The organism is Arthrobacter sp. StoSoilA2 (assembly GCF_019977195.1).
Lineage (GTDB): Bacteria > Actinomycetota > Actinomycetes > Actinomycetales > Micrococcaceae > Arthrobacter.
The window spans coordinates 4655294-4667672 of record NZ_AP024643.1; the positions used below are offsets into that span (position 1 = coordinate 4655294).

Below are 12379 nucleotides of genomic sequence, written 5' to 3' on the forward strand. Positions count from 1 at the left end.
CTCGCCACAGGGTGACCGCCCGCCGTCGAGCGCTCCTAAATTACGCCTCGACCCTAAGCTGAGCCTGCGACATAAGCCGGGCCCGCGACCCTAAAGCCAGCCGCGACGAAGCCTTACCGCGACGTCGGCCAGCCCGTGTACGACTCAGCCAGGTATGCCTTGGCGTGCTCCGACGAGACCACAGAGTGCAGCTCGCCCAGCTGGCGGGCGCGGTCAAAGTCGTCGGCGCCGGGAACGGTATGCAGCATGGAGGTCATCCAGTAAGAGAAATGCTGTGCCTTCCAAACTCGGTCCAGGGCGCGGTCGCTGTAGGAATCCAGCAGTGTGGAGGAACCGTTGGAATAGAAGGAGTCGAAGCCTTCGAACAAGACCTTCACGTCGTGTATCGCGAGGTTTAGGCCCTTGGCGCCGGTGGGCGGGACGGTGTGTGCTGCATCGCCGGCAAGGAAAAGATTGCCGTGGCGCATAGGAGTGTGGACGAAGCTCCGGAACGGTAGGACCATCTTTTCCAGGACAGGGCCTTCGTTAAGCTCAAAGCCATTACCGTTTACGCGTTTGCGGAACTCGGACCAGATGCGTTCGTCGTCCCAGTCGGCGACGTTTTCCTTGGGATCGCACTGGAAGTACATGCGCTGCACTGTCTCGGTCCTCTGGCTGATCAAGGCGAAACCATGCTCGGAGTTGGCATAGATGAGCTCGTCGGAGCTGCGTGGAGCTTGGGCCAGGATGCCGAACCACGCGAACGGGTATTCGTGGAAGAACCACTTTCGGTTTGCTTCGGGGATCTGGAAGCGGCAGTGGCTGCGGGACCCGTCAGCGCCAACGAGGAAGTCGGCCTGGATCTCGAACTCCTGACCGTCGGAATCGGTGAACCAAACTTTCGGTTTGCCCTCGAGATCGTGGACAGTGGTGTCCGTGACGCTGTATCGAACGTCGCCGTCGTCCGCCTCGCGTCGCGCAGCGAGGTCGGCGAAAACGTCTGTTTGTGGGTACAGCCACACGGATTCACCCACCAGCTCCTTGAAGTTGATGCGGTGGCTTTCGCCATTGAACCGCAACTCGATGCCATCGTGCCGGTCACCTTCGCGCAGCACCCGGTCTGAGACGCCGGAGTCCACGAGCAGGTTGACGGTACCGTGTTCCAGGATGCCTGCGCGAACTGTTTGGTGGATTTGTTCCCGGCTGCGGACCTCCACCACTACGGATTCGATGCCTTGCTTGGCCAGCAAGTGGGAGAGCATGAGCCCTGCGGGTCCTGCACCCATAATGGCGACTTGAGTGGTGACGGTTGTACGTGCCATGGTGTTCCTCGCTTCGTTGCGGTCCCGCCGGGACGGGATGAGTCTGGAATCAGTGTGGCGGGTACTGCGTGACGGGTGTTACATGAATTCCGTTGAACGGAAGGTCTACATTAGTCCCTGAGCTGCCGCCCTATTCCTCTAGCAGCGGTTTGCAACGCCGGAACAAGCGCCTGCAGGCGCATCTCAGCCAAGGGCACCACCACGCCAAGGGCCGCGACCGCTCGCCTCTTGCCGTTCATCACGGGCACGGCGATGCCCCACGTGTCCGGATCAACGACTCCAGCCAATTGCGCATAGCCCAGCTGCCCGGCCTCAGCCAACAGGTGGCGTACGACGTCGGAAGTCACCTTTCCTTCCGGGTCGTGGAACTGTTCGAGGTACTGCGCCTGCAATTCCCGGGACTGGTGTGCCATCAGCGCCAGGCCGGCGGAGGATATGTGGACCGGCATGCGTCCGGCGACGCGTGCTCGGTTGGCGACCGATCCTCGGCGCGAAAGCCGCTCCACAAACAGCGCCTCCCAGCCCTCAAGGACTGCCAGGTTCACGTTCTGGTTCAAGACTTGCTGAATATCCTCCATGAAGGGCATGGCCGCTTGACGGAGTGCGAGGGTGGGCGAATTTCTGTTGACGAGTTCCCACAATCGGAGGCCGAGCCGAACGCTCCCGCCAGCACCCAGTTCCAGCAGGCCATGCTCGGAGAGTTGACGGACCAGACGGTGGGCGGACGACAACGGGAGGCCGGACCTGTCGGCGAGTTCGGTCAGTTGCAGGGAGGTGGCACCTTCAGGAAAGGCTTCAATGACCCGGACTACGCGATCCACCACGGAATCACCTGATGCTGAGTTGGCCACGATGCGCTCCTTTGCTGCCGCTCCCCTACCCGACCCCGCGGGGGCCTCTTCCATTCAATGGTAGAACGTGCTTCAGATTACTCCCGCCGGTGATACAACTCTCATAACCGACCGGCCGTTCTGCTGGCCACTTTCCATTCCCAAAGAGAACTCCCGAGGACACTATGCCAACGATGCCATCTGCCCGCCGCTCACAATGGCCAGTCTGGCTGTGTTGGTTAGCCATGGTCTTGGACGGCTTCGACCTGGTGGTCCTGGGGTCGGTCATCCCGACGCTCATCAAAACCGGCGACATAGGCTTCGATGCCGTTGGAGCCACCTTCGCTGCAACTATTTCCCTGGTAGGCGTGGGGCTCGGCGCACTCTTTATCGCCCCGCTATCCGATAAGTTCGGCCGGCGGAAGCTCTTGATCGCCTGCGTGGCCGGCTTCTCGCTCTTCACGATCGGAGTCGCGTTCGCTCCCAACGTGGCGGTCTTCTCCATACTGCGCCTGCTGGCAGGCCTCGGGCTGGGCGCCTGCCTCCCCGCCGCCCTTGCGTACATGAACGATTACGCACCGGCGGGCTCAGCCGGAAAGTCGACCACGCGGACTATGACCGGCTACCACGTAGGCGCTGTGGCCACCGCGTTCCTGGCCATCCTTGTTGTCCCTGACTGGCGCCTCATGTTTGTCATTGGCGGCGTTGCCGGGCTGGCACTCCTGCCATTCCTGTGGGCGAAATTGCCGGAGTCACTTCCTGAAGCAGCACCCGCGAAGGTGGACGAAACAACAAAGGCGGCTACCGGCGTCGCGCATTCCACGGAAGGCAAGCAAAAGACCGGGTTCCGCGACCTGCTGCAGAAGCCCTATCCGCTGGTGGCCGTGGGCATTGGCATCGCGTCGTTCATGGGATTGTTGCTGGTTTATGGCTTGAACACTTGGTTGCCGCAGTTGATGGCAGCCGCGGGCTACACCGTGAGCACGGGCCTGACGCTGCTGCTGGTCCTCAACCTCGGCGCCGTGGCCGGCCTCGTTCTGGCCGGAATTCTTGCCGACCGGCACGGAACCAAGAAGATAGTGCTGCTGTGGTTCGGGCTTTCCGCAGTGTTCCTGGCCATCCTCAGCGTGAAGATCCAAAGTGAGTTCCTGCTCAACGCCGCGGTGTTTGTCACTGGCGTATTCGTCTTCAGCTCGCAGGTTCTGGTTTACGCATGGGTCAGTCAGCTGTTTCCGGCGCGGCTCCGGGGAACGGCACTCGGGTTCGCTGCCGGCGTCGGACGCCTTGGTGCGATCGTTGGTCCTGCCGTGACTGGAACCCTGGTGGCCGCAAACATTGCCTACCCGGCCGGCTTCTACGTGTTCGCCGCAGCGGGACTTTTGGCTGTCGCAGCGCTGTTCCTGGTGCCCCATCAGGTCAAAAGTCCTGAGCCCGTGCCAGCGGGAGAACGGTAACCGAGGCACGACGCTAGGTGCTCCGCTGCCCGTCCAACTTTCCGGGCTGTGGGTGAAGCGACTCGCGGGCCTTGCCCAGGAGTTGCGGTCCGGCCGCGTAGCAGCGATCGGTGTATTGCCGGAGCGCCGGGAGTGCCTGGACGGCGTAGTCGAAGTGTTCCTGACGGATCATCGACTCGATGGCCTTGCACTGGTCCTCTGTCTCAAGCGCACCCACCATTGCCGAGGAGATCTTGAGGCTCAGCACGGCGTCCATGCTGGCATCGGCGTCGTGTTGGCAGAGGCCGTTTGAGATTCTCAATAGTCTGCCCGGCAACATCGAAAGGTAAGTGGAGAGGAAGCGCAAGGCCGGGGTGGGGTCTCCCATCTCATCGGCCAAGGCCTGCAACCTGCACGGTTCCAGAGCCGGAACCTGACCATCTGCCTCGTCAGTCATGGCTGGCCGTTTGTGGCTGCGCGGCGTCTTCCGGCGTCGATTTGTTGGGGTCCCTGCTCCAGATGGAGGCGAGCATCCCGATGACCAGGATGCCGGGCGCACCGTACATCAGGACGTTCAGGACGAGTGGTTCGCGGAGGGCACGGATGGCGTTCCCGACGTAAGGGATGGTCGCGATCTGCTTATCCACGGTTTCGCCCTGCAGGGTGGCGATCCACGGATCGATGCCATTATTCGCATCGCCCTTGGTCTGGACAGCCACACCACCATCGGCCGTAGTGGTGATCTCAGTGATGCGATGCGTCTCCACCCGCTGGTCTTCCACGGGAATGTGGTAGGTGATGATGTCGCCCACCTTGACGTCGGCGATTGGCGTTGGAACGGTGACGACGACGTCACCCGGGTTGATCAACGGCGCCATCGATCCTGTCAGCATCGTGGAGGTTTGGTAGCCCAGGATGCGTGGCCCGATTGCCAGGAAGAGGAAAACCAAGGCCGCCATAGCCAGCATCGCGAAACCGAGGAATTTCATCGTTTTAGCAGCGATACGGCGGAACGCAGCGGCTTTCGCGGGGGTCTCGACGGCGGTCGCCGTCAGTGCCGCTGCTGAACGCCGGCCCTTGAGTGCGGTTCCGCTGATGCTGGTCAGTGCGCTCATGGTCCTGGCGTTCCTTCCGGTGTTGGTTATCTTCTGATTGAAAGTCTGGGCTATACGGCTCAGGCTTCCTGCGGGAAATCCTCAAGTCTGGCTCAGGAAATACCGGCGGACCTGATCGGGCAGGGGGGCGCCCGACCAGGCCCGGCGGGGCTCTGTGGTGAAACTGGGTGGTTCTACTGGTGTTACTTGGTGGTTTCGGTGCGTTGGGTGCCGGTGAAGGCGAAGGCGATGGTGCTGGTGGCGCCTTGGAAGGTGTCGTTCGCGGTGGTGGGGAACGCGGTGGTGACTTTGAGGTAGTCGGTTTTGGCCGGGGCCAGGGCGGTCAGGTTGTTCAGGACCTTGTTCGCGGTGATCACCGGGGCGGCGGCCATGACGGTGGTTTTGGTGCCGGTGCAGGTGTAGGGGGCTGCGGCGCCGGTCCAGGCGACGGAGCAGTTCTCGATGGTCAGCTGCAGGCCGTTGGTGACGTCGGTGGTGAGCAGTGAGGCGGTGGCGCCGGCGGAGGTGGTGAGGGTGACGTTGTTCAAGTCCGAGTTGCCGGTGTTGGCCAGGGTGACGAGCTTTTCGACTTTGTCTCCGGGCAGCAGGCCCGCGACGGGGACGTTGAGGGTGTTGTTCGCTCCGGTGCCCAGGGCGATGGTGACGGTGCCGGCGGTGACTTGCTGGCTGGCCGAGGTGGAGGAGGTGAACGCGCCGTAGGTTCCCATGCCGGCGACGGCGGCTGCGGTGCCGAGCAGTGCGACGGAAGCGAGGACCTTGCCGGAGGTGGTCTTGAGGCTGATGGCCATGGGAATCAGTGTCCTTTCGGGAGGCCACCGCTGCCGGCCGGCCGTTTCCTGTGCCAGCCCTGAGTGGCTGACAAGAACCACTGTGCCGGGCCAGGATCAAGAACCACTCCTGCAATCCATCAACACTTGCTCAGGAAAAGATCAAGGGTCTTTGTTCCGTTTCCCACCCCATGCCAGGCACTCTGGACTGATAATAAGCAACCTGATAATCCTGTAACGAAGGGTCAAAGCTAAACACAGAGGTGGGATCATGGTGGATCGCATTACTGATATATGGGGCACAAGGACTCCGTTTGAGCGAGAAGCTGAGTGGCCTTCCCGCGTGGATTACGCCCTCCAGGAAGGCCTCACTGAGGGCGATGTTGACCATTGGGTCCAATCCGCTTGCGTGCTGTGCAGCAACGGCTGCGGCTGCGATATTGCCGTCAAGGACGGGGTCATGGTTGGCATTCGTGGCCGTGCGGAAGACCGCATCAACAAGGGACGCCTTGGGCCGAAAGGACTCTTCGCAAGCTGGCAAGGCGTCTCGAACAAGGACCGCCTCACGCATCCATTGATCCGCGAAGGCGGCGAATTAGTCCCAACTGATTGGGACACGGCCATGAAGCGGATCGTGGAACGCAGCAAGCAACTCTTGAAGGAGAAGGGCCCCCTCAGCCATGGCTTCTACACCAGCGGCCAACTGTTCCTTGAGGAGTACTACGCCCTGGGCGTGATTGGGAAGGCTGGTATCGGGACACCCCACATGGATGGAAACACCCGTCTGTGCACCGCGACAGCGGCGTCCGCGCTCAAGGAAACCTTCGGAGCAGACGGACAGCCAGGCGCCTACGAGGACATCGACAATTGCGATGCAATTTTCCTTTACGGCCACAACATGCCCGAAACCCAGACCGTCCTCTGGGCTCGCATCCTGGACCGCCTGTCAGGACCCACACCGCCCAAACTGGTGTGCGTCGACCCCAGAAATACGGAGGCCGCGCGCTTTGCCGACGTGCACCTGGCGGTGCGGCCCGGCACCAATCTTGCGCTCATGCACGCCCTGGTCCGGGAAGTCCTGCACAACGGCTGGGAGGACCCCACCTACATCCAGGAACACACACTCGGCTACGACGAGCTGAAATCCACTGTGGAGGAATGGACGCCCGAGGCTGCTGCCGAGGTGTGCGGCGTCAGCGCCCACGACATCAGGAAGGCCGCCCGCATCTTCGGCACCTCGGATCGGGTACTGTCCACCGTTTTACAGGGCTTCTACCAATCGTCACAGGCCACGGCTTCCTCCTGCCAGGTCAATAATCTCCATCTGCTGCGCGGCATGCTCGGCCGACCCGGAGCCGGCCTACTACAGATGAACGGGCAGCCGACGGCGCAAAACAACCGCGAATGCGGGGCCGACGGCGACCTCCCGGGCTTCCGTAATTGGCACAACCCGAAACACGTTGAAGAACTGGCCTCCCTGTGGAACGTGGATCCCGCGATCATCCCCCACTGGGCACCGCCAACCCATGCCATGCAAATCTTCCGCTACGCCGAGCAAGGATCCATTAATTTCCTCTGGGTCTCGGCTACGAACCCTGCGGTCTCCCTGCCGGAGCTGCCCCGGATACGGGCAATCCTGGCCAAGCCGGAACTGTTCCTGGTGGTGCAGGATCTGTACCTCACCGAAACCGCCAGCATGGCCGACGTCGTCCTCCCCGCCGCCGCTTGGGGCGAAAAGACAGGAACATTCACCAACGCTTCGCGCGTCGTCCATATCTCTGACAAAGCCGTGGACCCGCCCGGGGACGCCCGCAGCGATCTGGATATTTTCCTGGACTACTCCAACCGAATGGGCTTCACCACCTTGGACGGCACGCCCTTGTTGACGTGGGAGGGTCCGGAGGACGCCTTCGAAGCTTGGAAAGAATGCTCGCGCGGGCGTCCTTGCGACTACACCGGACTGAGTTACTCGAAACTCCGTGGCGGCAGCGGGATCCCTTGGCCCTGCAATGAGCAAAACCCGGATGGCACCACACGCCTCTATACGGACGGGGTTTTTCCCAGCGATCCTGACTACTGCGAGAACTACGGTCACGACCTCTTGACAGGGGCCGAAGTGGAGCCGGAACCGTACCGCGCCAAAATGCCCAAGGGCCGCGCCTGGCTCAAAACAACCAAGTACCATCCACCGCACGAAGAACCGGACGACGACTACCCGCTCCGGTACACAACCGGTCGGACGGCGTATCACTTCCACACACGGACCAAGACGGGACGTGCCAGGACGCTGAACGCGGCGGCGCCACGGATGTGGGTGGAGCTCTCGGTCGAAGACGCTTCAGCGCTGGGGATCAAGGAGGGCGACATCGTCCGCGTATCGTCGCGGCGAGGTCTGATTGAGGCCCCGGCTCGAGTCAGTGGCGTCCGGCCGGGCACAGTTTTCGCACCTTTCCACTATGGATACTGGGACTCGACCGCACCCTCCAGCCCGGATGATTCTCCCAAGGATTCGCAGAAGACTGCAGCCAACGAGCTCACCATTACCGAGTGGGATCCGGTGTCAAAGCAACCGCTTTTCAAGAATGCGGCGGTGAAAGTAGAGAAAATCCGTGACGGTGATGGACCGGCTCCGGCGCCCAACACCACCGCTTCAAGGCAGGCAGGACAACAACAATGAACCTCAACATCTACCTGGGTTTACTGCATCAGGGTGAAGCGACCCTGGCTACGTCTTTCCGGCAAGTCTCTGATGGCCACGGCTCGGAGCCTGACATACATTTCCTCTGCCAGACTTTGGCCAAGCAGTGCGACAAGCACGGGGAACTCCTCCTCCCCCTTGTGCAGCGATACGGGAAGGACACATCCGACCACGAGCCCGAGCGGCTCCACGCCGACGGCTTGTCAGAAACCCGGAGCGGCCCTGTCGGCCTCCTTCGCGACCTGCAGGACCTGTATCTGCTGGCGAGCTTGGTTGACGTCACGTGGACTGTGGTGAATCAAGCCGGATCTGCACTTCGCGACGCCGGGCTGCTCGCCGTCGTCGAGCAATGCCACAAAGAGACGGAAGTCCAGCTCAGTTGGCTGCAAACCCGTATGAAGCAGGCAGCGCCGCAGGCGCTTCTGGTCGCAGACTAAGTCAGTAGAGGACTCACCAGCAGACTGGGTCAGTGGGGCAGCAGCCCCAGGATCGGGAGGGTGACCGCCGTCGAAATGGCCATGGCCGCGGTGTTGCCGATGACCGGATGGTAGCCCTCCGGCAGCTGGGCCGAAATCGCCCTGGCAATGGGAGGGGCCAGCACCGCTCCAAGCAATGCGCCGCCGATGATGCTCCACCACGAGCCGTCGTAGGCTAGCACGGCGGCAGGCGCCACTGAGACGAGTGAGGCGTAGGTGGCCGCCCACCCACCGTTGCTGAACCAGCCGCGCCAAAGAACCACGCCGATGGCCGAGGTGAGGGCCTGCGCGAACAGGATGTGCGGAACCAGGTTGGAACCGTACCCGGGCAGCGCAGGATTCAGCACGAATGCCATTCCGGCGCCAAGGATCATGCCCGCACTGGCGAGCGCGTTGGCGAAGAAATGGGTCTCGGTGAAGTCGGCGAGGACCCGGCGCGCCGCCCACGCTGCGTCCGTAAGAACACGGTTAACGCCCGACGGCGGCTGGATGGGTTGCGTCTGCGGAGCCGGTTTCCGTAGGACAAGCCAAGGCAATTTCCGGGCGATGAGGAAAGCCAGTACTGATCCCAGGGACATCGCAAGGACGTTCGCCACCACGGGCGGCAGTCCCAGCGGCGCAGTGAGCGTTGGGATCAGCAGCAACGCCAACGGCGTGACGGTGAAGGCGCCGAGTACAGCTCCGGTCACGCAGGTCCGCCAACCGGGTCCATACATCAGGACAATTGCCGGGGCCACGCAAACTAAAGGCACGAACGTGGGCTGCCATCCGTCGTCGAGCAACCGGCCGAAAACTACGTTGGAGAACAGCAGGCTAAGCGACGTCGAGGCCAGCACCCACGGCCACAGTCCGGTGCCATACGTCAGCTGACCCGACCAATTCTTGGCCCGCCGGCCAGCCCACCACGCCAACAAAGCCCCGGCAAGCAATCCGCATGCCGCCAACTCGGATTTGTAGAACAGGGGCTCAGTCATGTCGCCAAGGAACCACCTGACCGCTGCGAAAGGGGAGTTGGTGGCTGATGCAGCCCAGCCCTGGAACGCAGGGCCGAGCCGTGGCGATTGCTGCGCGAGCGTGTGGAGGACAAGTGCGAGCACTCCCGCGAGGATGACCGAAGCCAACGCGCCCAATGCTGTCCCGAGGGCGCCAAGTTCAGTTGCATTCTTCTTCGGGGCAGGACCCGGCCGACGGCGGGGCGCGCCATCGACAGCTGAGGTGAGCATCGTTGATAACCCTTAGCGTGCGATGTGGTGTAACTCGAAAGCAGCGTATCCGAGCTTTCCAGAGCGGCCCCATTCGTGTTGTTGCGGGGGATTTGTGACCGGGAGTATTCCGATAGAAGAGCTTCCCGTTGACACTAACGTTTCTTCGAGAGAACGTTAGTGTATGAGCCACGTAACTACTGCCCAGGCCGCGGCGCGATTGGGCATTACGCAGGTAGCTGTCCGTAAGTTGATCGGCACCGGTCAACTGATCAACTCAGGTGTCGTTGGCCGGGCCATCCTGCTGGACGCCGCCTCTGTGGAGCGATTGGCCCGCGAAGGCACACGCCATGGCCGGCCATGGACTGAGGCGAATGCCTGGACCGCGCTCCTCCTGCTTTCCGGGGAAAACGGGGTGGAGTGGGTTGACTCCACCCAACTTTCTCGGCTGCGACGCAAACTGAGCCGTATGGAACCGGCCGAATTGCCCATTCTGGCGCGCAGGCGGGCGGGCGTGCATCGATATAGAGCCACGGCCGATGTGGTCCAACGGCTAAGGGACCATGTCCTTCCCACTGGTGCCGCGGCCATGGCGGACCAGAACGTTGGCCAACGCTTTGGTCTCACTGGTGGTGGGGGAATTGTGGATGGTTACGTCATGTCCGGCGATGCAGGTGCACTTAAGGAAGCGTACGGACTAATCGACGATCGGGAGGGCAACGTAGTGCTGCGGGAAGTCACCACCAGCCAGGCGTTTACAGGGCGAGTCCCGCTGGCGGCCATTGCCTTGGACCTGTTGGAGTCCTCGGTCACCCGTGAGCGCAGCGCTGGACTCCGTGTTCTGAAGGAGCTTTTTAGTGGACGATGACCATCGTGTGACGGAACGAGTGCAGTGGGAGGCTTCGCCGCCCGCGGGTGGCTGGGGCCGGCCGTGGCCCCAATGCGCTGAACTGGCCCGCGCGTTGCCTTCTGATCAGTGGACGCTGGTTGGGGGACTTATGGTCCAACTGCACTCCGCCGTAGCGGGTCTAACCGTTTCGCGGCCGACCACTGACGTCGACATCATCCTTCACATGGAAACCGGCGCGGCAACCATGCCCGGCGTCGCGTCAGTGCTCCGTTCACTCGACTACTCGCCCAGGCAATCCATCAATGGCGATAGCCCCGCACATCGTTTCCTTCGCGGTAATGAGCAGATCGACCTCATGGTTGCCGACCATCTTGTACCCGGATTGGTTCCCCGTATAGGAGGCCGCAAAGTCTTTCAGGTGACGGGTGGGACCCAAGCCCTCCGGCGAACAGTAGACTGCCGGGTCTTCGTGGACCATCGGGGTCCGGTGTCCATAAGCATCCCGAACGCACTGGGCGCGCTGGTCCTCAAAGGCGCTGCGTATCAGGAGGATTCGCGGGAAAGGGGCCGCCACCTCGATGACGCAGCAACACTCCTGGCAACAATTAACGGGCCCTTGGAACTTGTGGCCGACATGGGAGGCAGTGATCGCTCGCGGATTCTTGGGCTCAACCGGGTCCTCGGCGATCCAGACCATGAATCCTGGAAGGTCCTTGACCCTGGCGATAGGGCACGGGCAATCAGCAACCTTGCGGTGCTCTGCGCCAATCCCGACCGCCTCCCTGTTAGGCGCCTTGGGTAGACAGCGCCGACGACGGAGGCCCCAACGCATTCGCGTCAGGGCCTCCGGGAGCGCGGTGAATCAAGCCTTCCGGCGGGTGACCAGTCCCCAGATGACCAGTACGATCAGCGCACCTCCGATTGCGAGCAACCACGTGGAGATCGACCAGAATTCGTTGATGCCAACCTTGAAGATGGCACTACCGATCCAGCCACCCAACACGGCACCCACGATTCCCAGCAGGAGCGTAGCGATCCAGCCGCCTCCCTGCCTGCCCGGCATGATGGCCTTGGCGATGGCTCCTGCGATCAAACCCAAAACAATCCAACCAATGATTCCCATTTGTTTCCCTTTTCTCGTACGTAAGCCTCGGTCAGGCACCAATACTTGGTGCCGCGGTCGGCCTGATTGCTAGCTGCCCGCTTGTGCGGCGACGTATCCCGACAACAGCTGGGCGGGCAGACGTTTTTATGGCTCCCCTGTTACTGAAGGAAGGATTCAATCTCCCCAACCGGCAGTCCGGCTACTTCAGCAAGAGCCCGGGGCTCGACACCGGCGTCGACGGCCTTCTTGAAGGCCAGGGCGAGTGTGTTCTGGGAAATGGCCAACTCATGTTGAAGGCTTTGGCGGCGAAGTGCTGCGACCCACACACCGCTGACCGGGTCCAAGGCGTCGATGTCCATTCTGAAACCGCAACCGCATGCCCACTCCGGCCATATTGGCTCCACTGTGATCCACTGCATGGAGTCATGGCCGGGTCCTGCGGAGATTGCCATGTGCGAACCGCAGTGGACGGGCCCCATCGGCAGCACCCCTTCCGCAGCATGGTCCACGGTATTCCCAGCGACTGGTGTGGAGCTTGGTTCACGCAGTGCGACTGTCATCGTCTTCTCCCACACATCCCTAGCAACTATCTTGGCTATCTA

Annotated in this window: 13 protein-coding genes; 5 read left to right on the top strand and 8 right to left on the bottom strand. The window is 62.0% G+C overall.

The genetic code is table 11. The annotated features are described in order from the left end of the window. Nucleotides 1-113: 113 nt before the first annotated feature. Both LDN82_RS21295 and LDN82_RS21300 read right to left on the bottom strand, forming a co-directional pair. Nucleotides 114-1301: a 4-hydroxybenzoate 3-monooxygenase gene (locus tag LDN82_RS21295; RefSeq protein ID WP_224165764.1), complete on the bottom strand. Its 1188-nt coding sequence runs from the start codon at nt 1299-1301 to the stop codon at nt 114-116. Between the two features lie 110 nt (nt 1302-1411). After that, a complete protein-coding gene (locus LDN82_RS21300) occupies nt 1412-2152 on the bottom strand; it encodes an IclR family transcriptional regulator (protein WP_224165765.1) in 741 nt (246 codons plus the stop codon). Between the two features lie 164 nt (nt 2153-2316). Between LDN82_RS21300 and LDN82_RS21305 the strand changes: the two genes are divergently transcribed. Next, nucleotides 2317-3585 carry an aromatic acid/H+ symport family MFS transporter gene (locus tag LDN82_RS21305; protein ID WP_224165766.1) on the top strand — a complete coding sequence of 423 codons (1269 nt, stop codon included), beginning with the start codon at nt 2317-2319 and terminating at the stop codon, nt 3583-3585. A 13-nt stretch (nt 3586-3598) separates the two neighbouring features. Here LDN82_RS21305 and LDN82_RS21310 read toward each other — a convergent pair whose 3' ends face one another. The 3 genes from LDN82_RS21310 to LDN82_RS21320 all read right to left on the bottom strand — a co-directional run bounded on the left by LDN82_RS21310 (nt 3599) and on the right by LDN82_RS21320 (nt 5467). Further along, on the bottom strand, nt 3599-4021 hold the full coding sequence (locus LDN82_RS21310; protein ID WP_224165767.1) for an Hpt domain-containing protein: 423 nt from the start codon (nt 4019-4021) through the stop codon (nt 3599-3601). Next, the gene (locus tag LDN82_RS21315; RefSeq protein ID WP_224165768.1) at nt 4014-4679 is read right to left on the bottom strand and encodes a signal peptidase I; all 666 of its coding nucleotides are present in this window, start codon (nt 4677-4679) and stop codon (nt 4014-4016) included. The genes LDN82_RS21310 and LDN82_RS21315 overlap by 8 nt, the downstream gene beginning before the upstream one ends. A 182-nt stretch (nt 4680-4861) precedes the next feature. After that, entirely contained in the window at nt 4862-5467 is a 606-nt protein-coding gene (locus tag LDN82_RS21320; protein ID WP_224094101.1) for a TasA family protein, read from the bottom strand. Between the two features lie 250 nt (nt 5468-5717). On the opposite strand from LDN82_RS21320, the gene LDN82_RS21325 reads away from it, so the two are divergent. Together LDN82_RS21325 and LDN82_RS21330 are read left to right on the top strand one after the other, a co-directional pair. Further along, nucleotides 5718-8123, top strand: a complete 2406-nt coding sequence (locus LDN82_RS21325) for a nitrate reductase (protein WP_224165769.1) — start codon at nt 5718-5720, stop codon at nt 8121-8123. Further along, nucleotides 8120-8581: a hypothetical protein gene (locus LDN82_RS21330; RefSeq protein ID WP_224093032.1), complete on the top strand. Its 462-nt coding sequence runs from the start codon at nt 8120-8122 to the stop codon at nt 8579-8581. Before LDN82_RS21325 ends, LDN82_RS21330 begins: the two co-directional genes overlap by 4 nt. Nucleotides 8582-8610: 29 nt before the next feature. Here LDN82_RS21330 and LDN82_RS21335 read toward each other — a convergent pair whose 3' ends face one another. Next, nucleotides 8611-9843, bottom strand: coding sequence for a hypothetical protein (locus LDN82_RS21335; RefSeq protein ID WP_224165770.1), 1233 nt, complete (start codon nt 9841-9843; stop codon nt 8611-8613). 163 nt (nt 9844-10006) lie between these two features. On the opposite strand from LDN82_RS21335, the gene LDN82_RS21340 reads away from it, so the two are divergent. Both LDN82_RS21340 and LDN82_RS21345 read left to right on the top strand, forming a co-directional pair. Then, a complete protein-coding gene (locus LDN82_RS21340; protein ID WP_224093029.1) occupies nt 10007-10690 on the top strand; it encodes a DNA-binding protein in 684 nt (227 codons plus the stop codon). Beyond that, entirely contained in the window at nt 10680-11474 is a 795-nt protein-coding gene (locus LDN82_RS21345) for a hypothetical protein (RefSeq protein WP_224165771.1), read from the top strand. Before LDN82_RS21340 ends, LDN82_RS21345 begins: the two co-directional genes overlap by 11 nt. A 60-nt stretch (nt 11475-11534) precedes the next feature. Here LDN82_RS21345 and LDN82_RS21350 read toward each other — a convergent pair whose 3' ends face one another. Together LDN82_RS21350 and LDN82_RS21355 are read right to left on the bottom strand one after the other, a co-directional pair. After that, complete coding sequence (locus tag LDN82_RS21350; RefSeq protein ID WP_224093026.1) at nt 11535-11795, bottom strand: GlsB/YeaQ/YmgE family stress response membrane protein; 261 nt, start codon at nt 11793-11795, stop codon at nt 11535-11537. 140 nt (nt 11796-11935) lie between these two features. Continuing rightward, nucleotides 11936-12337, bottom strand: coding sequence for a hypothetical protein (locus LDN82_RS21355; RefSeq protein WP_224093024.1), 402 nt, complete (start codon nt 12335-12337; stop codon nt 11936-11938). Between the last annotated feature and the right edge of the window lie 42 nt (nt 12338-12379).